This window comes from Colwellia sp. 6_MG-2023, assembly GCF_030547765.1.
Taxonomy (GTDB): Bacteria; Pseudomonadota; Gammaproteobacteria; order Enterobacterales; family Alteromonadaceae; genus Colwellia.
The window spans coordinates 64,947-87,337 of record NZ_JAUOPP010000001.1; the positions used below are offsets into that span (position 1 = coordinate 64,947).

Sequence of the window (22,391 nt, forward strand, 5' to 3'; positions counted from 1 at the left end):
TAGTTTACCCCTTTGTTTATCCTAAAAAATAGTTAACTTTTACTAATTATACCAATCTCACTAACGATGTGATCATTTCTACTTGTTAAAATCACTAACTACATCGTTATTTATTTAATAATTAGAACAACTAGTTATTGAAATAAAAGCGTTGTATTTGGCAACTTTTTCTACATATAAAATTGTTCATTTAATTAATTAAACTGGTATTAAATCACCCGATCACCACTTCATTATTCATAAAACATTTGTTTTTTATTGCATGTCATGTAAATAATAGATTGTCTATTTTTTAGGGGATAAATTGCAAAAGGTTTCGAAATGAAAGATAATAGCGTTCAAAGTGAAAGTTAACTGGTAATTTATCTAATACATCATGTCTAAAAGAAATACTCAACAGCGTCGTCATAGCATTATTACCGAACTTAATATCAACGGAGAAGTGAGCGTTGATAGTTTGGCTAAGCAGTTTGATATTTCAGAAGTTTCTATTAGAAAAGATTTGGCTTCACTAGAAAATAGTGGTTTGTTATTAAGGCGTTATGGTGGAGCCATAGCTTTACCTAGAGAGATTACTGAACCGAAAAGTGAAAAACTTTCTCTACAAAAGAAAGCGATTGCTAAATATGCAGCAACACTTGTTCGAGATCATAACCGTATTATTATTGATAGTGGTCAAACTACGTCTGCTCTTGTAGGTGAACTTGAAAGTAAAAAAGGTTTAGTGGTTATGACGAATGCACTTAGCATAGCTAACGAAATTCACGCCTTAGAAAATGAACCTACCTTATTGATGACCGGCGGCACTTGGGACGCCAACTCTGAAGCTTTTCAAGGACAAGTTGCAGAGCAAGTGCTTCGCTCTTATGATTTTGATCAACTATTTATTGGTGCTGATGGCATAGATATAGATCGTGGAACAACAACTTTTAATGAATTAACCGGCTTAAGTCGTGTTATGGCAGAAGTTTCCCGTGAAGTTATTGTTATGATTGAATCATATAAAATAGCAAAAAAAATACCTAACTTAGAATTAGGATGGCAACAAATACACACCCTCATCACTGATGATGATTTATCTGAATCAGTAAGATTGCAGCTAATAGCTCAAGGCGTAAACTTAATATGCGCCAAGTCAGCTAATTAAAAATAAAGGATATAAACTATGTGTGGCATAGTCGGTGCAGTAGCACAACGTGACGTAGCTGATATTTTAGTCGAAGGATTAAAACGTTTAGAGTACAGAGGTTATGATTCAGCAGGAATTGCAACCATAGATCAGCATAACAAATTAACCAGTGTTAAGCGTTTAGGTAAAGTACAGGAATTAGATCAAGCCTTACAAGAAACGCCGTTATCTGGTGGCACAGGTATTGCGCATACCCGTTGGGCAACACATGGCTCTCCAAGCGAAGTAAATGCTCACCCTCACCTTTCTAGTGGCAACATCGCGGTTGTTCATAATGGTATTATTGAAAATCATGACGAATTACGTAAACAACTTCAAGGTTTAGGGTACGAGTTTATTTCTCAAACTGATACTGAAGTTATTGGCCATTTAGTTCATCATGAACTAAAAACGAGTGACACGTTATTAGCAGCAGTACAAAAAGCTGTTCAACAACTTGAAGGTGCCTACGGTACTGTTGTGATGGATAGTACAGATAAAGATCGTATTATTGTTGCACGTTCAGGTAGCCCATTAGTGATAGGTTATGGCTTAGGCGAAAACTTCATTGCTTCAGATATGATGGCCTTATTACCCGTTACTCGAAAATTTGCCTTTTTAGAAGAAGGTGATGTTGCTGAAGTTACTCGTTTTAACGTTAATATATTTGATGCTAATGGCGACCCAATCGAGCGTGAAGCAAAAGAAGCTTCGGTAAACCATGATAGTGGTGATAAAGGTGAATACCGTCACTACATGCTTAAAGAAACTTATGAACAACCTTCAGCAATTAGAAATACGTTAGAAGGGCGTTTACTAGGAACTGAACTTAATATAGAAACTTTTGGTAATGGCGCTGACGACATTTTTAAAAATGTTGAACACGTACAAATAATTGCCTGTGGTACTAGTTACCATTCAGGTATGGTTGCACGTTATTGGTTAGAAGAGCTTGCGGGTATTTCTTGTAATATCGAAATTGCGAGTGAGTTTAGATACCGTAAATCATTTGTGCCTAAAAACTCAATGATTGTAACCTTGTCACAATCAGGTGAAACAGCCGATACATTAGCGGCTTTACGTTTAGCAAAAGAAATTGGCTACACATCAAGTTTAAGTATTTGTAACGTACCAGGTTCATCGTTAGTTCGAGAATCAGATTTATCATTTATGACAAAAGCTGGCGCTGAAATAGGTGTAGCTTCAACGAAAGCATTTACAACTCAGCTTGTTGGTTTGTTAATGATGACGCTGGCGATAGGTAAACATCACGGTATGCCGGTAGCACAACAAGAAAGTATTGCTAAATCGCTATTAACCTTACCTAACAAACTTGAAGAAGTATTAGCATTAGCGCCTTCAATTGAAGATCTTGCGGAAGATTTTGCAGATAAACAACATGCATTATTCTTAGGTCGTGGTGATCAATACCCAATTGCGATGGAAGGTGCACTTAAACTCAAAGAGATTTCTTATATTCATGCAGAAGCTTATGCCGCTGGTGAACTTAAGCATGGCCCGTTAGCCCTTATTGATGCTGAAATGCCAGTTATTGTTGTTGCACCGAAAAATGATTTAATTGAAAAATTAAAATCAAACGTAGAAGAAGTACGTGCTCGTGGTGGTTTAATGTATGTATTTGCTGATGTCGATGCACATTTTGCTAGTGACGACACGATGAAGGTTATTAACGTACCACATTGTGATGACATAATCGCACCGATTGTTTATACCTTACCACTGCAATTACTTTCATATTATGTTGCTATTATTAAAGGTACTGACGTTGATCAGCCTCGAAATTTAGCGAAATCGGTTACGGTTGAATAAGTTTGAATTTAGGGTGATTTTAACCTTGTAAATCAACAATAAAGTATCATACAGCTTAAGCTATTCTGATAAAGTAGAATAGCTTAAGCTTATTTATGAAAATTCAATATTCCTTCCTAATATTTTCAAAAATTCACATTGAACCTACCACCTATTGTGCTAATTACCAGGCATCGATATATAACCAGGTAACTGCTCTAAACGCTTCATCCATGCTTTAATATGAGTATATTCATCAACTGAAACACCACCTTCGTGTGCAATTGAAATATAAGGATAAATGGCACAATCTGCAATTGTTGGACGATTTACCGCTAACCAATCTTTGTCAGCAAGATGATTGTTGATTAACGTTAATATTCGAGTTGAACGTGCTAACGACAAAGCAAGGTCGCTTTCAACACCAAACTTTTCAATTAATCGAGAGGTATTTGGCCCATGTTGTATTTCGTTAGCTGCAACTGATAGCCATTGCATAACATCAGCTTGTAAATGCGCTTCGCTAGGCCACCATGCTTCACCACCATATTTATTCGCTAAATATACTAATATAGCTTGGCCATCTCTTAATACGACATTACCGTCTTCTAGAATTGGAATTTCGCCCCACGGGTTTAGTTTAAGTAACGTTTCTCCTTTATGCTCTCCTTGAAGATAATCAACAGGTACAATATCTAATGGAGCATTAATAAGTGATGCAAATAATCTTACTTTATAACAGTTGCCTGATAGTTCTAAGTCATATAATTTCATTGTTTTTTTCCTCAGATAGTAGTTGGTTAAATTCCAGTACATTGCCGTCTGGATCACGGATAAACAAAGTCATTCTTCTCGGACCCAGTTTTTTAGGCCCCTCAGTGATTTCTATTCCTTCTTTTAATAACCAGCTTTCAAACTGACTTATGTCATTTATAACGAATGCCGGATGTGTAATCCCTGGTTGTTTAATTGCCTCATCAAGCAGCACATTTTTTCGATCTTTTGTGGTTGCGCCATTAAAAATAAGGTTAATTCTAACGCCAGCCGAGGTCATCATTTCATTGGCTTCAGCCTCTGGAATACGATAAGTTTCTTTGAATCCTAGCGATTCATAAAACTTAATAGATTGTTGTCTGTTGCTCACTCTAATTCCGACATGGTCATAGGCAATAGCAATTTGTGAATTCATCATATGTAAACCGTTTATAAGATTTTTGGTTAATTTTTAATAGATCCACTATGACATTTTGTTATTTAAAAGATAATACTGTAAATTTGACAATGATATTTTCAATAAATGAGATAATGATGGATAGATTACAAGCAATGACAATGTTAATTAAAGTGGTCGAGCTTGGTAGTTTCTCTGCTGCAAGCAAAGCATTGAATGTGCCGTTACCTACATTAAGTCGGAAAGTATCTGAACTTGAAAATCAACTTGGTGTGCGAGTGCTACATAGAACAACTCGAAAGTTGTCATTAACTATTGCTGGCACTGACTATATTAGAGCCTGTAAAAGGATTATTGAACAGGTTGAAGAAGCCGAGCGTGAAGTCAAAGGTGAATATTTGGAGCCAAGAGGTGAGTTGGTTATTACTGCGCCGGTTATGTTTGGAAAAAAATATGTATTGCCTATTGTTACTGAATTTCTGTCTTTATATTCAAATATAAATGTGCAGCTCATTTTATCAGATGGAAATATGAACTTGTTTGAAAATGAAGTTGATATGGCCGTTAGAATTGGCGTTTTACCTGACAGCTCAATGATTGCAACGCAAGTGGGAAAGATTCGGATTGTTACCTGCGCAAATCAGCAAGTTTTAGCGCAACATAATCAATTATCATCGCCTTATGATTTATCTAACTTTGCATGCATCTTACTAAACACAGCAAATACTCCTCCACATTGGCGCTATTACCTTCCTGATGCTCAAATGAATATTAATATAAATATTTCATCTAGACTCACCGTTACAGATAGTGAATCTGCGGTTTCCGCTGCGATAAATGGCGTAGGGATAACGCAACAATTGCATTATCAAGTTAAAGACGCGGTAGATACCGGCGAACTGAGTATTATCTTACCGGAATTTGAACCTGAGACTGTGCCAGTACATTTAATACATAAATCTAAAAAGTATATGCCGCAAAAAATGAAAAGCTTTTTAGCTTTTGCATTACCTAAACTTAAAAGCAAAATTGGTGCGTTAACTGCGTAGTTAATAATTGATTATGTTGTTAACTATTTGAAAAATAAATAGTTAATATCTTTTCAAAAACCCCCTTTCACAACACTGTGTAAGGGGGGCTTATACCAATTCCAATAAGTTTCTTCTCACTTAGCGAGAGTTAAAAGGTTTAGAGGCACAAGTTATACGTTTCAAACATAACTTAAGTACCGACATCCATATCGGCAAGGCATTATTGATTGAAGAGAATGGTTATTCCCTTGTCAAAATCATTAGTGCTATTTATTACTGTGTTTATCAAACCACCATTGAATATAAGCTACTTTCGACATTAAGTTAGACGGTCGTTTTGTTATGCCATGTGAAGCATCAGGAATGCGTACCATGGCAGTATCAACGTCTTGTAATTTTAATGCTTGATAAAATTGCTCTGTTTCTGAAATAGGTGTGCGGTAATCGGCCTCACCAGTCAATAACATTGTTGGAGTTTTAACATTCCCTACATAGCTAATAGGTGAGCGTTTCATATAATGTTCAATGTGATCCCATGGTTTACCAGGGAACCAATAATCAGCAAAGAAAGGATAGAAATCAGCCGTTAAGACAAAGCTGATCCAATTGATAACAGGTTTGGCAACCACTGCCGCAGCAAAACGGTCTGTATGACCAACAATCCATGCTGTTAGTACGCCGCCACCAGAGCCACCAGTAACAAACAGGTTAGACTCATCAATAAACCCTTTGGCAATTAAAGCATCAACACCCGTCATTAAGTCATCAAAATCGTTACTTGGGTAATTATGATGAATGGTTTGGGCAAATTCTTTACCGTAAGAATCACTACCGCGTGGGTTCATATATAAAACAACATTACCTTTCGCTGCAAATAATTGTACTTCGGCACTAAAGTGCGGGCCATAATTAGCAACCGGTCCACCATGAATCTCTAATATAAGCGGGTACTTTTTCTTGCTATCAAACCCTGGTGGATACGCAACCCAACCTTGAATAGGCAGGCTGTCATGGCTTGATTTAAGCCAAATTTCTTCAACTTTTGCTAATTGCTTATTTCCTAAGGCATCTTCGTTTAAATGTGTTAAACGTTGGGTTTTACCGCGTTTAACTAAAGCAACATCAGCAGGGCGTTGAGTATCTGCAAAAGTTATTGCCACATCACCATCTTCACTTACATCAAAGTCACCACCTGAATAAGGACGACCAAAAGAAACACTGCCGATTCGCTCAGTAAGCACTTTGCGTTTGCCATTACGTGGTTGATAAGCAAGTACTGTTTGTCCTTCGCTGGCGTAGCTAAAGTAAACCCCCTTGGAATCGTCAGCCCATTTAATTTGGCCAACACTACGGTCAAAATCGGTAGTTAAACTTGTTGTTTTACCTGACTTTAAATCACGAATATAAAGTTGAGTATTTTCATAGTTAGTTCGCTTGTCGTCATAACCTGTATAGGCAAGATAGCGACCATTAGGGGATACTCTCGGTTGGCTATCTGGGCCAACTCTATCTGTTACAGCTGTAATGGTTAAGCTTGTTAAATCCAATGTGTATATTTCAGAGTTCGTTGGTTTAAGTTTATATTCATCGTGACGATTTGCTGAGAAATAAAGACTATTACCATCTTCAGCAAAGCTAATAGCTCCACCGTGATTAAAGTTGCCTGATGTTAATTGACGAGCATTACCGCCATTTGCATCAATGCTAAATAAGTGGCTAAAACCTGCTTTAGTATAGCCTCCGCCATCAGCACGGTAATACACTTCATCGATATATTTGGCTGGATCGGCCCAATCTGCCCCTTCAGGTTTGCCAGGCAAGTTAACTGGCGTAGCAGCTTTAGCAGGTACAAATTGACTGAATATTAGTTGTTTACCATTTGGTGACCAGTGCAAGTTGCTTGGGCTTTGGGTTAAATTACTTATTTTGGCAACAGCGCCCGTTTTTAGCCATTTGATATAAATTTGGCTACTACCGTCTCGTGTGGAAATAAAAGCTAGGCGAGATTCATCAGGAGAAAGTACCGGCGAATAATCCATATGGACGCCAGATGTTAACGGTTGTAATAATGTCGAATCACTATCTACTGACCAGATATTACTGACTTTACGGTCACTTTTAATATCCATACGGTTACGGACAAAATAAACGGTTTTACCGTTATTAGTCATTTCAAGTTGATTGGCATATTCAAGATCAAAGACATTTTCAAGTTGCAGTGTGGACTCAGGTTGGCTAGCAAAGCCAGAAAAACTGACCATAGCTAAAAGCGTTAGAGGAGAGAAGATTTTCATTTTTGTTCCTTGTTATTATACAGTCTTACCATGTTATCAAGTAACAATGATTAAAAAGATACTTAGTTGCGATGAACACACATTTTTAAAAGGTTAATTACTTAGCATGATTAAATTCTCCTTTGTTATGAGAAAAGAGAAAAACATTTTCTTTACACCTCAATGCGTTATTATGATGTTGCTATTTAAATTGATTTATAAATAACAATTAAACCACGTAAGTGCATTTTTATGTAACTACCTCAAAATAGCGCTACCACAGACTAGTCACTATTTAATAACCTTGGTACAATGGCGAAATTCTAGTTTATTACACTTTTATTGATTTATGTCATTAATAATAAGTAAAAACTATAGTAAGGCTTGCTGAATTGTAAGCTAGTTAGATCACCATTAAGGTTATAGGTTTGAGCTGTAAAAACTACCCGCATACAAATACTCAATCGACTGTAAGTCAGTTGCAATTGAGTGTGCCTGTTGTTTTTTTTAGTGCAAGACTATTTACTGCTTTTAGTATTTTAATCATCAGTTCGATGATGTTATTTTGTGGTTTTATTGAAGATCTATCGGAATTAAATTATTTATTCAACGAAGGGGCTTTATCTGAGTCAATTCTTACGAATATTGTTTATTTCTTTATGCAACCAGCTATGAACGGTTGTTTACTCGTTGGTTTATATTGGTTATTTTTTATTATCTTCCCTACACATAGGGCAGGTATTGTTTTACGTAAAACAGCTTTTGCGTTTAGCGAATCTTTACAGTCTTTTATAGGCTTACACACGCACGGTTGTCGTGCACCTCCTTTATATAAATAGTTGATTACGACTTTTATTGGTTAACTGTTTAGCGCTCTAATCTGCAGCAGTATGTCTGTATTTCAACTACTTCATTATATTTTCTCACCTTTTAACAGTGGATTTTCTGCTGCTTAAAATTCGTCGAGAATAAAACTTATGCTGTTGTTTTATTTAATAAAATAACTTGTTTGAATTTAGGTTATACCATTTATATTAAGTTTTTGCTCTTGTTGTGCGATGAAAACATAGAACAAGGTAAGGCGTTTGATTTAACGATAGCTAACTATTGTGATTATAAACAACGCAACCTTGTTTTTTTTATCAATACAAGTGGACAATAATTTAATGGCACTGGTGTTAGTAGGATATTCCATTGTTAATTCGAAACCTTTGTAATATAGCTTTAGCTAGTATAGTACTGATATTGTCAGGCTGTGAAGGCGGAGTGCTTGATCCGAAAGGGCAGGTAGGTATTGATGAAAAAAACTTAATCATTATTGCCACTGTTCTTATGTTACTTGTTGTTATCCCCGTTATTGTGATGACTTTATATTTTTCTTGGAAATATAAAGATACACGCACCCATGAAGTTTATGCTCCCAAATGGGCGCACTCTAATAAAATTGAAGCTGTCGTTTGGGCTGTTCCGATTATTATCGTTATTATTTTAGGTGTCATAACCTGGGAATCTACTCATAGGTTAGACCCTTATAAGCCGCTAGATGGTAAACATATTACCATTGAAGTGGTTTCGTTAAACTGGAAATGGTTATTCATTTATCCCGAGCAAGGTATTGCCACGGTGAATGAGTTGGTTTTTCCAGCTAATGTCCCCGTTGAATACAAAATCACGTCAGAAAGCACCATGAATTCTTTCTTTATTCCGCAATTGGGTAGTCAAATTTACTCTATGGCAGGGATGGAAACCAAGCTGCATTTAATTGCTAATGAACCCGGTACTTTTAAAGGGTTTTCTGCAAATTATAGCGGCGCCGGTTTCTCTGGAATGAAGTTTAATGCTATTGCCACACCTACCCAAGCAGATTTTGATAAATGGGTAAGTGATGTTAAAGCACAGAAAAGCACATTAACGAAAGCTGAATATTATGAGTTAGCTAAAGCCAGTGAAAACAACCCTGTAAGCTACTATGGCGATGTCGAAGAAGACTTGTTCCATACCATTATTATGAAATATATGGCTGGCATGTCAGGCATGAAAGACATGGCAAGTATGAAAAAAATGGAGCATAAAATTGATAAAAACACAGTGCAACCATCTCACATTCAAGGCGAGGAATAACTATGCCATTTTTAGGTAATTTAACGTTAGATGCCATTCCATTTCATGAACCCATTATTATGGTGACTATGGCTGTTATTGTATTCGTAGGGCTTGTGCTCTTTGCGCTTATTACAAAGTATAAAAAATGGGGAATATTGTGGCGAGAATGGATCACCTCGGTTGACCATAAACGTTTAGGCGTTATGTATATTTTACTTGCTTTAATCATGCTGTTTCGTGGTTTTAGTGATGCCATTATGATGCGTTCGCAGTTAGCGCTTGCCACTAGTGGTGCGGCAGGTTATCTACCGCCTGAACATTATGACCAAATATTTACGGCACATGGTGTCATTATGATCATCTTTATGGCGATGCCATTTATGGTTGGTTTAATGAACATCGTTTTGCCATTACAAATTGGTGCCCGTGATGTGGCATTTCCCTTCCTTAATAATTTGAGTTTTTGGCTAACCGCTAGTGGCGCAATATTAATTAACCTTTCACTGGTTTTTGGTGAATTTGCTAAAACAGGTTGGGTTGCCTATCCACCATTATCGGAGTTGAGCTTTAGTCCTGGGGTGGGGGTCGATTATTATATTTGGGCCTTGCAGATATCTGGACTGGGAACACTATTAACGGCGGTTAACTTTTTAGTTACCGTGTTTAAAATGCGTGCACCAGGTATGACGCTAATGAAAATGCCTATTTTCACTTGGACCTGTACTTGGGCAAATATCTTAATTGCTGCATCATTCCCAATTTTAACCGCTGTATTAGCGATGTTAACGCTTGATCGTTACATGGACTTTCACTTTTTCACTAATGATGGTGGTGGTAACGCCATGATGTACATCAATTTGTTTTGGGCTTGGGGTCACCCTGAAGTTTATATTCTAGTCTTACCTGCTTTTGGGGTTTTCTCTGAAGTTATCTCTACCTTTACAAGTAAACGTTTATTCGGCTATAAATCAATGATTTATGCAAGTGGTGCGATTTCAATTTTAGGTTTTATTGTTTGGTTACATCATTTCTTTACCATGGGATCAAGCGCCAACGTTAATGCCTTTTTTGGTGTAATGACTATGGTTATTGCCGTACCAACGGGAGTGAAACTCTTCAATTGGTTATTTACCATTTATCGTGGCCGTTTACGTACCACAGTACCTGTATTGTGGACTCTTGGTTTTATGGTGACCTTTACTGTTGGTGGTATGACAGGCGTATTGTTGGCAATTCCTGGTGCAGATTATGTGCTGCATAACAGTTTGTTTCTAATTGCGCATTTCCATAACACTATTATTGGTGGTGCAGTATTTGGTTATCTTGCAGGTTTTGCATTCTGGTTCCCAAAAGCAATGGGCTTTAAGCTCAATGAATATTGGGGAAAAGTGTCATTCTGGTGTTGGATCGTTGGCTTCTTTGTTGCCTTTATGCCGTTATATGTACTTGGCTTCTTAGGTATGACACGTCGTTTAAACCACACAAATAATCCTGATTGGAATATTTGGTTATATATTGCCGCTGTGGGTGCCGTGATTATTATGTTCGGTATTATTGCGCAAGTAATTCAATTATATGTGAGCTTTAGAGATCGTGAAGCATTAGATGACAAAACGGGAGATCCCTGGAATGGCCATACGCTTGAATGGGCAACTTCGTCACCACCACAAGCGTATAACTTTGCTGTTATTCCACATGTTGATGATATTGACGCCTGGACCGATATGAAAGAAAAAGGTCAGCATTATCAAAGTAAAGCAAGTTATAGCCCAATACATATGCCTAAAAACACATCGGCTGGTGTATTTATGGGGGCAACACTATCAGTTTTTTGCTTTGCTATGATTTGGCATATTTGGTGGTTGGCGATTGTTGGTCTTGTTGGTGCTATAGGGGTATTTATTAAACGTTGTTACAGCAATGACGTTGATTATTATGTGCAGCCTGAAGAAATAGCAAAAACAGAAGAGGCCTATAATTTAAGTGGTCGTGAAGGAGTAAAAGCATGAGTACACTTTCTGTAAACGTAGAAGCGATATCAACACACCAAGCACATGAGCATCATGACACTTCGGGTGATACCGTTTTTGGTTTTTGGTTATACCTCATGACTGATTGCCTATTATTTGCTTCATTCTTTGCGACTTATGCCGTGTTATTTATGAACACGGCGGGTGGTGTTTCTGGTAAAGATATTTTTGAATTAGATTTTGTCGCTATTGAAACCGCTGCTTTATTGGTAAGTAGTATTACTTTTGGTTTTGCCATGATTGCAGCTCATAGCCACAAGAAAGCCTTAACATTAGTATTTTTAGCGATTACCTTTTGTTTGGGGGCTGTGTTTATAGGGATGGAAATTTATGAATTTCAGCATTTAATTGCACACGGTAATGGTCCACAGCAAAGTGCTTTTCTTAGTTCATTTTTCGCCTTAGTTGGCTTACATGGTTTACACGTAACCGCTGGGTTAATTTGGATGACCATTATGATGATAGAAGTTGCTCGTCGTGGTTTAGGTAAAGCGACAGTTACCCGTTTAAGTTGTTTAAGCTTATTCTGGCATTTTTTAGATATTGTGTGGATCTGTGTATTTACGGTTGTTTATTTAATGGGGGCAATGTAATGAGCAATAATGAAACACATCATGATGCATCGCACGGTAGTGTTAAAAGTTACCTAATAGGTTTTGTATTATCGATTATTTTAACCGCGATTCCATTTTATCTAGTGATGAGTGGTGATTATTCAAAAGTGACCACACTGTGGAGTATTGTTAGCTTAGCTATCATTCAAATTTGGGTGCATTTAAAGTACTTTTTACACCTTAACTTCATTACTGAAGATGGGCGAGCCAGTAGTTTCTCGTTTTTGTTCAGTGCGCTCATTATCATTATGGTGGTTGGGTTGTCTGTTTGGATTATTTACGCATCAAACGCAATGATGATGTATTAATTGCAGCTAATAAATGCTGTTAAGAGAGGTTAACATGTTTCGTCGGTACTTAAGTGTCACTAAACCAGGCATTATTATGGGTAACTTCATCAGCGTTGCAGGGGGCTTTTTATTGGCTTCTCGTGGTGCTGTTGAACCCTGGTTAATGGCGGCAACCTTAATGGGTTTATCGTTTGTTATTGCTTCAGGTTGTGCCATTAATAACGTGATTGATAGAGATATAGATATCATTATGGCTCGAACTCGTAAGCGCGTGACGGTCACTGGTGAAATGTCTGCTATAACAGCATTAAGTCATGGTGTTATATTAGGGATTATTGGCTTTGGGTTATTAATCGCTTATACAACACCTGTAGCGGTATTTTTTGCGGCTTTTGGTTACTTTATTTATGTGGGTGTTTATAGCCTATATATGAAACGTAACTCTGTTTACGGTACTTTTGTTGGTAGTCTTTCAGGTGCGGTTCCGCCTGTTGTGGGTTACTGTGCGGTAACGGGAACGTTTGATATGCAAGCCTTAATTTTATTAGTGATGTTCTGTTTATGGCAAATGCCACATTCATATGCAATTGCCATCTTTCGCTTTAAAGATTATCAAGCGGCTAATATTCCAGTATTACCTGTGTCACAAGGTATTGATAAAGCGAAGCATCACATTGTAATGTACATTGCAATATATGCACTTGTTGTTATGTTATTGCCTATTGCTGGTTTTACCGGGGCAGCCTTTATGGCTGTTGCCTGTACAACCAGTTTCTGGTGGTTACTTATGGCCTTGCGCGGGTATCGTCGTGATATCGATATTGTTGGTTGGGCGCGTCAGGTATTTGCGTTTTCAATTATTAATATTACGGCATTAAGCATTGCAATGGCGGTTGATTATCAAAGTATTACGCCGTATATAACTTATTAAGTTCTACCAAATAAGTTGAATGATAAGCAAGAATTAAACTTAAATTAATTTATTTCGATCGATTAATTTAAGTTTTTTTGTATAACAAATAGCATTTTTAGGTAAAGCTAATTGCTCCTCAATATTTTAGCCCGTTATTTTTAATCATTTATTAGCCATCACAAATCGAGTACTGACAAATTTATTGAGTAATCTATGCATTAAATAAACTACTAATAACGTTACTCCCACAGAAACAGACACTGACGTAAAACGATAAAGGCTGTTATATACTAAGTCTTGTTGAGGCGTTAAATATTGACCAAATAGAATCCCCATGGTTGTCATTGCGCCAAAGCCTGCGCCGGAGCCGCCTCCTTCAAGTGCGTGGTAGCGCGCAAATAGCATGATACTAATCCACAGAGCGATGCTAACAAACCATAATATGCCAGAATGTTGAAGTAAGATCAGTTGCCAAGCTAATCCAACATTACATCCTACTAGTGTACCAATTGCTCGGTTTAGTGCCGCACGACCAGCACCGTACCAGTTGAGAGGAAATAAAATTAATACTGAGGACACTTGTGCGGATAGCGAGTCCTGTAAATCGAGCACCTGAAAAACAACAAAAGACAAGGTCGCGACACTTGTGGCCAAAATAACTTCGTGACGACCATTACTTTTAGGTTTATTCGCTATGGGTGGTTTACCTCTTGCTTCTACATCAGGAAATATTGAGTGCATAAAAATTGCTAAAAACACGGTAGTAATGCAGGCGGTAGCGTTTGACATAACGAGATCATTTGCTGACACGTTACTGTAACTAACAAAGTGTAATTGCACAGATAAACTGACGATGCCTAGGGCTCCAAATAAAAAGTAGGGGCCTTGAGACATACATCGAAACATAAAAGCGAACATTAAAAAAACAGCAATAGTCATCGGAATCGGTTGATCACCAAGCATTCCATGTACTAGCAGTATAAATACACTCGCTACGGCCATATTGGCTAAAAACTGACGAATAATATGCGCATTGAGTACAGGTACTAAACCCAATAACAACATCGGATACACAGTAAAAAAGGTGCCGTAATTCCAGTCCATCAATTTACTAATAGTGAAACCTAAAGTCGCACCAAAAGCGACCCGTAAACATTGTTGTATTTCGTTGCCAGTAAGTGCTCTATGGGAAAGTTTCAGTATATTACTTGAGCCAGATAAGGGTTTCATTAGGATACGCTTCATGATGTTGCAGCTAGTAGACGTAATGAATAATGCTGATGATATAAGCTTGCACGTTACCTAACCAATGCGTTAGTCCTTCGCCAGGGTGTAATTGTACCGTGGCTCTGGCACCAGATGGCATCATATCGAGTAAGGCTGGCTTATCAGTGATGGTTATATGAGTACGCATATACTGTGCATCACGCACCCAACGATCTGAATTAACGGGATCAGCAAGCGAGCCGTCAGCATTTAGTTGGCCGTCTTTTATTCCTGCATCAATGGCGATTATTTTTCCATCAAATACTTGGCCAGGAAAAGCGTCAAAGATGATTGACGCTTTATTACCTATCTTTACGTTACTTAATGATTTTTCTCGAAAATCAGCGACGATGTCACCTTGTTTTAGCACTATCGCTGCAACAGGGGTACCAGCCTGAGCGTACTTTCCTGGCTGTAATTGTAAATTGGTTATGCGTCCTGACACTTCTGAACGTACGTCTGTATAGCTTAATTGTAGCTCAGCGTTTTGTAAGTTATTTCTGGCTTGACGTAATAGTAAGTTGTCACTGCCAGCGTCCCCTCTTTGAGTTTTAAGTTTTAATACGTCGGCTTTCGATGCTTCTACTTGGGCCAGTGCCGACTGATAATTAGACATAGTTTTATCATACAATTGACGAGAAACCATATTTGATTTAATTAAACGTTCTACTCGCTCAACTTCAATTTTGAGCTCGTCAACATTGGCTTCTGATACTTTTACCATCGCTTGTGCAGCGATAATCGCAGCGTCTAATTGATGGTTAGTTTGGGCAACACTTTCTAAGGCTAATTTTGCTTTATCAACAGCAATTTTATAAGGTTCTTTATCTAAACTAAACAGTAGTTGGCCTTGTTGTATGCTTTGATTATTGTTGATGTAGACCTTATTTACTTGGCCATTCACTTTGGCTGAAATATTTGCCACAGGGTGCAATACTCTAGATTGTGTACTAACCGGCATCCATAAATCGGCATATAAAAAATAGACAAAGGAAATAGCAAAGACGACAAGCGCAACATGCACCCAACGTTTAAATATTTGATCTGGAGCCATGGCTATTTCTCACCTACATGATATTTGTTAAGCATAATAGAAGCGTTTTGTTCTAGTTTTCGAAGTACCTTAAATAGTGCGTTGAGTTCATCGTTAGATATTCCTTTAGTAAGCTCTGCGCGAACCATGTTTACACTGCCGGTTAACATTTCTATGCATTCACTGCCTGCGGGGGTAAACCATAAACAATGGCATCTACCATCGCTTGGATGAGGACGTCGTTCGACTAAGTTTAAATTAACGAGTTGGTTAACCGTACGGGTTAAAGAAGGCATTTCTATACCTAATTCGGTAGCTAACATATGCTGTGAAGTCCCTTCTCCTAACATTTTAAGATTCATCATCGCTGACCATCTCGCTTCTGTCATTTCCATGGGGTTCACTGCTTGAGATATAACGCCGCGCCATAGACGAGTTACTCTACTTAGCAACCAACCTAGGCTTGGGTTATTAACATTTTGTTTATTAGGTAGTGGCTTTGACATAATAATTCTCACAATTTTCATAATACTTAGCTTGCTAAGTATTATACAGCGTTCAATTTACTTAGCAAGCTAAGTAAATTAGATGTGGCAATATTCTTTAGTATTGATGCTGGTATGAGATTATATTACACCTTCTTCTAGACGGCTAAACGTCTATTTAAAAATATAAAGTTTACTGATATACTGCTGTTCATTAATAAGCCTTCATCATCAAAATCGGCTTTCACTCATAACTTGCGAAATAATTATGCTAGAAAATGAATCAGAATTAAGAATTAGGTATAACGATAATTCCCGTGGTGTTTACTTTATTGGCACTACACCGCCAAAAAGTGACACTCCTATTGAGCAAGTAGAAGATATTGCGACTAAATTACTTGATCGTGTCAGTGATATAGATTTTGATGGGTTAATTATTTATGACATTCAAGATGAAGATTCAAGAACGAATGTTCCTCGTCCTTTTCCGTTTAAAAGTACACATGATCCACGTTTATATTCGTCATTATTAAACAAAAAATCAAAACGTCCGGTTATTACATACAAAAGTGTAGTGCAGTCAGATACTGCAGCATTTAATACTTGGGCTGATGAAGCATGGGAAAAGTTTGGTGTTCGTGATGTTGTGCTGGTGGGTAGCCCATCAAAGAATAATAAAATTAGCTTACCACTTGGTGAAGCTTACCAAACGCTGGTAGAAAATCAGAATAATTTTTTTATTGGCGGGATAACAATTGCTGAGCGCCATGCTAAAAAAGGTAATGAACACCAACGCTTAATTGAAAAGCATCAACAAGGCTGTAATTTCTTTATATCACAAGCAATTTATGACCCTCAAGCTACTATTGATATGTTGACTCGCTATGCTATCGAATGCCAACAGCAAGGCTTAAAACCACAACGTATTATTTTAACCTTTTCACCTTGTGGTAGTAAAAAAACATTAGAGTTTATTGACTGGTTAGGTGTGCGTGTTCCTGAAGCAACCAGCTTGCGTATACTTAATGCAGAAAAACCTTTATATGAGTCTATTCGCATTTGTTGTAATAGCTTACAGCAAATATTAGATGCGTTAGTCCCGTATGATTTACCACTCGGTTTAAATATTGAAAGTTTAACGAACCGTAAAGAAGAAATTGACGGTTCAATTTTACTATACAAGTTATTGCGCTCAACCATGGACAAGTACTTAGCAAGAAAGGAACTTGATAACCTGATCAAGAGTTAAAGTATCGGTGATTTTCACCCGGATTTAGTTAAATAAAAAAGCGGTTCAATTGATATTGACCGCTTTTTTATGTCTTATATTTTATGCTTAGTGTTTGAATACATTAATACCAAACAATAAATATCTACAGAATGAATATTTACTATTACTTAGTTGCCGCATTCGCTTCTAATTGGTCAACTATTTCCAGTAAATCTTTACCTGTAAGGTCTGGCTTTCCTGCTAGCGGATAAAGCGCTTTACCTGGGCGAAGAATAAAACCTGTGCGCCATCCTGCTTTTTCTGCACCCGCTATATCCCATGCATGAGCAGCAATTAACATGGCATCTTCAGGAGCAACATTCATTTGCTCTTGCGCCCATTGATAAACTTTTAAGTCAGGTTTAAAGGTTTCTAAATTTTGTACTGTTAATGAACCGTCAAAATACTCTGCTAGCTTGGCATTTTTTAGTTGAGCGGCAATACCAGCATCAGATGAGTTGGTTAATGTAATCATGGTATAACCCATTGCACGTAATCTTTTTAAGCCTTCAACTACATCAGGGTGAGGGGCTAGATCTCTAAAAGGGGTAAGTACTGCCTTACGCGCTTCTTCTTTCGTTAGTGGTATATTTTTTTGATTAGCAATCATTTCTAGTGATGCGATGCCAATTTCACCAAAGCTATTGTATTCACCAATCATATTACCCACCAAAGAATAGTGTAGCATTGTGGTAAACCAGTAAGGAACAAGCTCATCTCGTCCGCCCAAGGCTTTAGACACTGATTTACCGACATTACCAAGATCTAATAATGTTTCATTAACATCAAAGAAAATTACTTTGGGTTGTATTTTTACATCGGTGTCTAAATCTTTTGCTAGTGCGGCTTCCGAGATAAAGCTTAGTGAAATTAACAAGCTAATTAGAAAGGGTTTAAAATTTATCATTATAAAAAATGCCTATAAGGTTAAGTAGAAGGGTTATAAAATATTGTTACTGAAAAGACCTTTGGAGCATTAAATAAATTTCATTGTTTGTAGATTAAGACCTGCCTAATTGTTTCTAAATATGTATGTCGGTATGAATTTAGGTTAGAAAACATTTTTCTTCGGATAGTTAAACAAATAATTGTTGTAGGTATACTAGAAAAACATAATGATACGTTGTAACATATCGTAAAATTAGTAGGTGAATCTGAGATAAATTACATATGATTGAATATAAACTCCCCGTTACGGTACTTTCGGGTTTTCTTGGCGCAGGGAAAACAACCGTATTAAGCCATATTCTTAATAATAGAGAAGGGAAGAAAGTCGCTGTTATTGTTAATGACATGAGCGAAATAAATATTGACGCTGCTACCATTAAGAATGAAGTGTCACTTAATCGTAGTAATGAAAAACTCGTTGAAATGAGCAATGGCTGTATTTGTTGCACATTAAGAGAGGATTTATTGCTAGAAGTAAATAAATTAGCAAAAAGTGGCAATTTTGATTACCTTGTTATTGAATCGACAGGAATATCTGAGCCATTACCTGTCGCTGAAACGTTTACATTTGCAGATGAAGATGGCGTGTCATTATCAGATGTAGCCACTTTAGATACGATGGTAACCGTTGTTGATGCTGTTAATTTCTTAAAAGATTACGACCAAGCAACATATCTGCAAGACACTGAAGAGTCTCTTGGCGAGGAAGATGAGCGTAGTGTTGCTGATTTACTTGTTGATCAAGTTGAATTTGCTGATGTCATACTTATTAGTAAAACAGATTTGGTCGATAGTTCAGCTCTCAATCAGCTTATCGCTACAATTAAAGCGCTTAATACTCGCGCCAAAATAATCCCGATATCCTCAGGCAAAGTTGATATAAATGATATTTTGAATACAGGTTTGTTTGACTTTGAATTGGCGCAGCAAGCACCTGGCTGGCTTAAAGAGATGCGTGGCGAACATATACCAGAAACAGAAGAGTATGGTATTGCTAGCTTTAATTACGTCGCCCGCTCTCCATTTCATCCTGAAAAATTCTATCAATTCCTTCATAACACCGAACAATTTGGCAAGCTTATTCGTTCAAAAGGCTACTTTTGGTTGGCAACGCGTCCTCAATTTTGTGGACAATGGAGTCAAGCTGGGGGCATTGCACGATACGGTTTTGCGGGTATGTTTTGGCGGGCAATTCCCAGAGAAAACTGGCCTACAGATGAAGAATCTTTAGATGCAATTAAAGAAAAGTGGATTGAACCTTTTGGTGATATGCGCCAAGAGCTTGTTTTTATTGGTCAAAATTTAGATGAAGCAGCAATGATTACAGCACTAGATAGCTGTTTGTTATCAGAAGAAGAACTATTGAGGGGGAAAGATTACTGGTTAACCTTGCATGACCCTTTCCCAGAGTGGGAGGAAGCATAATGAATGCGATAGCCGCTACCACGACTGAATTGACCCCTGATGCGCTTAATGACAATAATGAGAAACAGGTAGTTAACACAATCACACCGAGCTCAGCAACCATCAGCTTAAAAGCAAAGGGCTCAGTAGCAGAATTTAATCCCCAAGTGCTTTCTAAGATATACCAAGAAGACATAAATATTGCTATTTGGAAGCGTGAATTATCGCCAGAGTTAGCGACAGCAGCGGCGATATTTATTAAAGAAAACACAGTGAAATCGACAAGATTAACAGTATCACCTGATGATGCCTTTGATCTGCTATGCAACGCTTTAGGTAGCGATAATGCAGCCGTAACTCTGAGTAAAGATATCGCTTTACTCGTTGATATGTTTTGTTGTTTGTTTGACCTTAAGTATGCAGGGTTACGGTTAACATTATTAGATAAGGCAATGTGTCCACGTTTTCATGTAGATCGTATACCTTGTCGCTTAGTGACAACTTATCAAGGTATTGCAAGCGAATGGCTTGAACATGCTTTGATTGATCGTACAAAACTAGGCGCTGGGAATGAAGGAAAATCAGATGAAGAGTCTGGGCTTTTTCCTGATCTGAACAATATTAATCATCTTAAGCAAGGTGATGTTGCGCTACTAAAAGGCGAAAATTGGGATGAAACCCAAGGATTTGGTTTGGTTCATCGTTCTCCTGCTGTACCAAACGGTGAGCGCCGGTTACTGCTAACACTTGATTTTATTGATTAAAATAATTATTTAATTAAGCATTGCTAGTATATTGGCTCTGTGACCTTAATATTGTTATTGTTGCAACACCATTTGGCCTAAGCGTTAGCCTTGATTTATGTGTATGGGGAATGATGAACCGTATGTGTTTTATCGTAATCCCCTTTCACTAAAACAAATAATTATTGTTTGTGTACTAGAAACATAATGACTAAAAAAATTTATTATTTATTGATTGCTGTAATTATTATCATGCTGACATTCACGGTCGGTGAGCGTTATATTGATTTAGTCGTAAATACACTTCTACCGAATATTAATGACGACAATACTACTAAGGCACTTAATCTTTCAAAAAAACAACAAGTAAAAAGTGCTGCTCAGTTGCACATGCCTGATGTTAATCAACCTCATCAAGACATTGATTCTTTTCAAATAAATCGACCAAGCTCCGTTGAACCACCAAACGTTCAATGTAAAAGACCAGAGAAGCTAGTATTAACAAATCAATACTTTCAGCTTAATACTAATCTCAACACTAAATCTGATAGCTTTACCCTTGAACTAAAAAAGAAGTTGAATACAGCTTTTCAGCATATTGAAAGATCACTTAATACTGAATTGAATCAAACAGTGTTGTTAACTATGCTCTTTAGCAGTACCCGAGCAGATTATGAAGATTTAGCCAGAAAATATAGACGTGAACCTGAAGGAACGCAGGGAATGTACATTTCCTATCATAACGTCTCTCTAATTGACGTGAAAAATTATGAGCAAGGAATTAAAGTCGGTGTTCACGAAGCCATACATGCACTTAATTATGCATATTTTGGCTACACCTTACGTTTTATTAATGAAGGCATGGCAGAGTACTACCAAGCAATATCCGAAAATGGTGATATTCAGTTATTTGATTTTACATGGTTGAAACATCGGCAATACCCCGAGCAGATATCGACCATATTGTTTTCTAAAACTGATTGGCATGGCGTTAAAACACACGAACTTTATCAGCAAAGTAAAGCTTTGTTCTATTTTTTGATGAGTAATGAAAGTGGCAGGCAAGTTCTCAGGGCAATACTAACAAAGGAAATGGAAGACCCTTGTACAGTGTTATCTGAAGATGATATTGAACAACTACTTTTTGAAGTTTACCCTAATCATCAACAAGAATTTGACTACTGGTTTGAAGACGGCCTGAACAACTTTATTAACACCAAAGCTTAATGTGTTAATTTTGCATTGCTTTTAACTTCTTGCTAAGTCCCGTGGAGTAGTAATGGCTCTTACAATAACTAAGCTATTTTTCAGAGCAGGTATTACAAATACAGTTCATTTCTAGTTGCGGGCTAACGAGTTGAAAACCTGCATTCTCAATATTCTGTTTAAGTTCATCAATGGTCGATTTGTTGATAGTAATTTCTTTAACGTCATTACACGTACCACAAATTAAGAACTGCGGTACACCATGGGCGTGATCACAGGTGATATGCGCGCAGGCGATATATTTATTCGCTAAACTTAACTTATGTACTAAGTGTTCTTTTTCAAGAAATTCTAAAATGCGGTATACCGACATCGCAGGTATTTTTTCACCAAAATCTTTCTCAAATAAATCAATTAAATCATAGGCAGAAAGCGCTTTTTCCGATTGAATAAGAGAAAATAATACTTGTTTTCTTTTCGGTGTTAAACGGGTGCCGTGTTTTTTACAATACTGCTCTGCATGTACGATAATTTCGTCAACTTTATTCATTTTTTTATCTCAAACTAATTTCATTTATCGCGTTAAGTGTTGTCGAACCTTGTTCTATTTCTATAATATCATGATCTGCGTTTG

General features: G+C 37.3%; 21 protein-coding genes. 13 read left to right on the forward strand and 8 right to left on the reverse strand.

The annotated features are described in order from the left end of the window. The first annotated feature begins 376 nt into the window (after nucleotides 1-376). Together Q4503_RS00325 and glmS are read left to right on the forward strand one after the other, a co-directional pair. On the forward strand, nucleotides 377-1,147 hold the full coding sequence (locus Q4503_RS00325) for a DeoR/GlpR family DNA-binding transcription regulator (RefSeq protein WP_215971674.1): 771 nt from the start codon (nucleotides 377-379) through the stop codon (nucleotides 1,145-1,147). Nucleotides 1,148-1,165: 18 nt separating this feature from the next. After that, on the forward strand, nucleotides 1,166-2,998 hold the full coding sequence (gene glmS, locus Q4503_RS00330; protein ID WP_215971675.1) for a glutamine--fructose-6-phosphate transaminase (isomerizing): 1,833 nt from the start codon (nucleotides 1,166-1,168) through the stop codon (nucleotides 2,996-2,998). A gap of 159 nt (nucleotides 2,999-3,157) precedes the next feature. Here the strand turns inward: glmS and Q4503_RS00335 are convergent, their stop codons facing one another. Together Q4503_RS00335 and Q4503_RS00340 are read right to left on the reverse strand one after the other, a co-directional pair. Beyond that, nucleotides 3,158-3,751, reverse strand: a complete 594-nt coding sequence (locus Q4503_RS00335; protein WP_303601079.1) for a glutathione S-transferase family protein — start codon at nucleotides 3,749-3,751, stop codon at nucleotides 3,158-3,160. Continuing rightward, on the reverse strand, nucleotides 3,738-4,169 hold the full coding sequence (locus Q4503_RS00340; protein ID WP_215971677.1) for a VOC family protein: 432 nt from the start codon (nucleotides 4,167-4,169) through the stop codon (nucleotides 3,738-3,740). Before Q4503_RS00340 ends, Q4503_RS00335 begins: the two co-directional genes overlap by 14 nt. Before the next feature lie 116 nt (nucleotides 4,170-4,285). On the opposite strand from Q4503_RS00340, the gene Q4503_RS00345 reads away from it, so the two are divergent. Next, on the forward strand, nucleotides 4,286-5,197 hold the full coding sequence (locus Q4503_RS00345; protein WP_215971678.1) for a LysR family transcriptional regulator: 912 nt from the start codon (nucleotides 4,286-4,288) through the stop codon (nucleotides 5,195-5,197). A 248-nt stretch (nucleotides 5,198-5,445) separates the two neighbouring features. On the opposite strand, the gene Q4503_RS00350 is transcribed toward Q4503_RS00345, so the two are convergent. Next, nucleotides 5,446-7,440 carry a S9 family peptidase gene (locus Q4503_RS00350; protein WP_252727357.1) on the reverse strand — a complete coding sequence of 665 codons (1,995 nt, stop codon included), beginning with the start codon at nucleotides 7,438-7,440 and terminating at the stop codon, nucleotides 5,446-5,448. Nucleotides 7,441-7,880: 440 nt separating this feature from the next. Between Q4503_RS00350 and Q4503_RS00355 the strand changes: the two genes are divergently transcribed. The 6 genes from Q4503_RS00355 (at nucleotide 7,881) to cyoE (ending at nucleotide 13,420) form a co-directional block, all read left to right on the forward strand. Further along, entirely contained in the window at nucleotides 7,881-8,291 is a 411-nt protein-coding gene (locus Q4503_RS00355) for a hypothetical protein (RefSeq protein ID WP_215971680.1), read from the forward strand. 355 nt (nucleotides 8,292-8,646) lie between these two features. Next, nucleotides 8,647-9,573 (forward strand): ubiquinol oxidase subunit II, encoded by a 927-nt coding sequence (cyoA, locus tag Q4503_RS00360; protein WP_215971681.1) that lies wholly within the window; start codon nucleotides 8,647-8,649, stop codon nucleotides 9,571-9,573. Nucleotides 9,574-9,575: 2 nt separating this feature from the next. After that, nucleotides 9,576-11,564: a cytochrome o ubiquinol oxidase subunit I gene (gene cyoB / locus Q4503_RS00365; RefSeq protein WP_303601080.1), complete on the forward strand. Its 1,989-nt coding sequence runs from the start codon at nucleotides 9,576-9,578 to the stop codon at nucleotides 11,562-11,564. Beyond that, nucleotides 11,561-12,178: a cytochrome o ubiquinol oxidase subunit III gene (gene cyoC, locus Q4503_RS00370; RefSeq protein WP_215971683.1), complete on the forward strand. Its 618-nt coding sequence runs from the start codon at nucleotides 11,561-11,563 to the stop codon at nucleotides 12,176-12,178. The genes cyoB and cyoC overlap by 4 nt, the downstream gene beginning before the upstream one ends. Next, nucleotides 12,178-12,507, forward strand: coding sequence for a cytochrome o ubiquinol oxidase subunit IV (gene cyoD / locus Q4503_RS00375; RefSeq protein WP_215971684.1), 330 nt, complete (start codon nucleotides 12,178-12,180; stop codon nucleotides 12,505-12,507). The genes cyoC and cyoD overlap by 1 nt, the downstream gene beginning before the upstream one ends. Nucleotides 12,508-12,541: 34 nt before the next feature. Then, nucleotides 12,542-13,420: a heme o synthase gene (gene cyoE, locus Q4503_RS00380; protein WP_215971685.1), complete on the forward strand. Its 879-nt coding sequence runs from the start codon at nucleotides 12,542-12,544 to the stop codon at nucleotides 13,418-13,420. 144 nt (nucleotides 13,421-13,564) lie between these two features. On the opposite strand, the gene Q4503_RS00385 is transcribed toward cyoE, so the two are convergent. The 3 genes from Q4503_RS00385 to Q4503_RS00395 are packed head-to-tail and all read right to left on the reverse strand — an operon-like array spanning nucleotide 13,565 to nucleotide 16,207. After that, nucleotides 13,565-14,632 (reverse strand): DUF2955 domain-containing protein, encoded by a 1,068-nt coding sequence (locus tag Q4503_RS00385; RefSeq protein WP_303601081.1) that lies wholly within the window; start codon nucleotides 14,630-14,632, stop codon nucleotides 13,565-13,567. 25 nt (nucleotides 14,633-14,657) lie between these two features. Continuing rightward, nucleotides 14,658-15,722, reverse strand: coding sequence for an HlyD family secretion protein (locus tag Q4503_RS00390; RefSeq protein ID WP_303601082.1), 1,065 nt, complete (start codon nucleotides 15,720-15,722; stop codon nucleotides 14,658-14,660). A gap of 2 nt (nucleotides 15,723-15,724) precedes the next feature. After that, nucleotides 15,725-16,207: a MarR family winged helix-turn-helix transcriptional regulator gene (locus Q4503_RS00395; RefSeq protein ID WP_303601083.1), complete on the reverse strand. Its 483-nt coding sequence runs from the start codon at nucleotides 16,205-16,207 to the stop codon at nucleotides 15,725-15,727. A 247-nt stretch (nucleotides 16,208-16,454) separates the two neighbouring features. Here Q4503_RS00395 and Q4503_RS00400 point away from each other — a divergent pair, with 247 nt between their 5' ends. Then, nucleotides 16,455-17,435, forward strand: coding sequence for a methylenetetrahydrofolate reductase (locus Q4503_RS00400; protein ID WP_215971695.1), 981 nt, complete (start codon nucleotides 16,455-16,457; stop codon nucleotides 17,433-17,435). A gap of 145 nt (nucleotides 17,436-17,580) precedes the next feature. On the opposite strand, the gene Q4503_RS00405 is transcribed toward Q4503_RS00400, so the two are convergent. Next, entirely contained in the window at nucleotides 17,581-18,363 is a 783-nt protein-coding gene (locus Q4503_RS00405; RefSeq protein WP_215971696.1) for a haloacid dehalogenase type II, read from the reverse strand. A 263-nt stretch (nucleotides 18,364-18,626) separates the two neighbouring features. On the opposite strand from Q4503_RS00405, the gene zigA reads away from it, so the two are divergent. The 3 genes from zigA to Q4503_RS00420 all read left to right on the forward strand — a co-directional run bounded on the left by zigA (nucleotide 18,627) and on the right by Q4503_RS00420 (nucleotide 21,778). Then, nucleotides 18,627-19,829 (forward strand): zinc metallochaperone GTPase ZigA, encoded by a 1,203-nt coding sequence (gene zigA / locus Q4503_RS00410; RefSeq protein WP_303601084.1) that lies wholly within the window; start codon nucleotides 18,627-18,629, stop codon nucleotides 19,827-19,829. Beyond that, a complete protein-coding gene (locus Q4503_RS00415; protein WP_215971697.1) occupies nucleotides 19,829-20,572 on the forward strand; it encodes a DUF1826 domain-containing protein in 744 nt (247 codons plus the stop codon). Before zigA ends, Q4503_RS00415 begins: the two co-directional genes overlap by 1 nt. Before the next feature lie 186 nt (nucleotides 20,573-20,758). Continuing rightward, entirely contained in the window at nucleotides 20,759-21,778 is a 1,020-nt protein-coding gene (locus tag Q4503_RS00420) for a hypothetical protein (RefSeq protein WP_215971698.1), read from the forward strand. A 73-nt stretch (nucleotides 21,779-21,851) separates the two neighbouring features. Here the strand turns inward: Q4503_RS00420 and Q4503_RS00425 are convergent, their stop codons facing one another. Continuing rightward, nucleotides 21,852-22,307, reverse strand: a complete 456-nt coding sequence (locus tag Q4503_RS00425) for a Fur family transcriptional regulator (protein ID WP_303601085.1) — start codon at nucleotides 22,305-22,307, stop codon at nucleotides 21,852-21,854. Nucleotides 22,308-22,391 lie beyond the last annotated feature (84 nt).

Excerpts from the sequence above, each read along its gene's own strand:
- Q4503_RS00425 (WP_303601085.1), bottom strand. The coding sequence starts at position 22,307 with ATGAATAAAGTTGACGAAATTATCGTACATGCAGAGCAGTATTGTAAA.
- Q4503_RS00395 (WP_303601083.1), bottom strand. The coding sequence starts at position 16,207 with ATGTCAAAGCCACTACCTAATAAACAAAATGTTAATAACCCAAGCCTA.
- Q4503_RS00405 (WP_215971696.1), bottom strand. The coding sequence starts at position 18,363 with ATGATAAATTTTAAACCCTTTCTAATTAGCTTGTTAATTTCACTAAGC.
- cyoB (WP_303601080.1), top strand. The coding sequence starts at position 9,576 with ATGCCATTTTTAGGTAATTTAACGTTAGATGCCATTCCATTTCATGAA.
- Q4503_RS00345 (WP_215971678.1), top strand. The coding sequence starts at position 4,286 with ATGGATAGATTACAAGCAATGACAATGTTAATTAAAGTGGTCGAGCTT.
- Q4503_RS00340 (WP_215971677.1), bottom strand. The coding sequence starts at position 4,169 with ATGATGAATTCACAAATTGCTATTGCCTATGACCATGTCGGAATTAGA.
- zigA (WP_303601084.1), top strand. The coding sequence starts at position 18,627 with ATGATTGAATATAAACTCCCCGTTACGGTACTTTCGGGTTTTCTTGGC.
- Q4503_RS00420 (WP_215971698.1), top strand. The coding sequence starts at position 20,759 with ATGACTAAAAAAATTTATTATTTATTGATTGCTGTAATTATTATCATG.
- Q4503_RS00400 (WP_215971695.1), top strand. The coding sequence starts at position 16,455 with ATGCTAGAAAATGAATCAGAATTAAGAATTAGGTATAACGATAATTCC.
- cyoC (WP_215971683.1), top strand. The coding sequence starts at position 11,561 with ATGAGTACACTTTCTGTAAACGTAGAAGCGATATCAACACACCAAGCA.
- Q4503_RS00335 (WP_303601079.1), bottom strand. The coding sequence starts at position 3,751 with ATGAAATTATATGACTTAGAACTATCAGGCAACTGTTATAAAGTAAGA.
- Q4503_RS00325 (WP_215971674.1), top strand. The coding sequence starts at position 377 with ATGTCTAAAAGAAATACTCAACAGCGTCGTCATAGCATTATTACCGAA.
- Q4503_RS00415 (WP_215971697.1), top strand. The coding sequence starts at position 19,829 with ATGAATGCGATAGCCGCTACCACGACTGAATTGACCCCTGATGCGCTT.
- cyoE (WP_215971685.1), top strand. The coding sequence starts at position 12,542 with ATGTTTCGTCGGTACTTAAGTGTCACTAAACCAGGCATTATTATGGGT.
- Q4503_RS00350 (WP_252727357.1), bottom strand. The coding sequence starts at position 7,440 with ATGGTCAGTTTTTCTGGCTTTGCTAGCCAACCTGAGTCCACACTGCAA.
- Q4503_RS00390 (WP_303601082.1), bottom strand. The coding sequence starts at position 15,722 with ATGGCTCCAGATCAAATATTTAAACGTTGGGTGCATGTTGCGCTTGTC.
- glmS (WP_215971675.1), top strand. The coding sequence starts at position 1,166 with ATGTGTGGCATAGTCGGTGCAGTAGCACAACGTGACGTAGCTGATATT.
- Q4503_RS00385 (WP_303601081.1), bottom strand. The coding sequence starts at position 14,632 with ATGAAACCCTTATCTGGCTCAAGTAATATACTGAAACTTTCCCATAGA.
- cyoD (WP_215971684.1), top strand. The coding sequence starts at position 12,178 with ATGAGCAATAATGAAACACATCATGATGCATCGCACGGTAGTGTTAAA.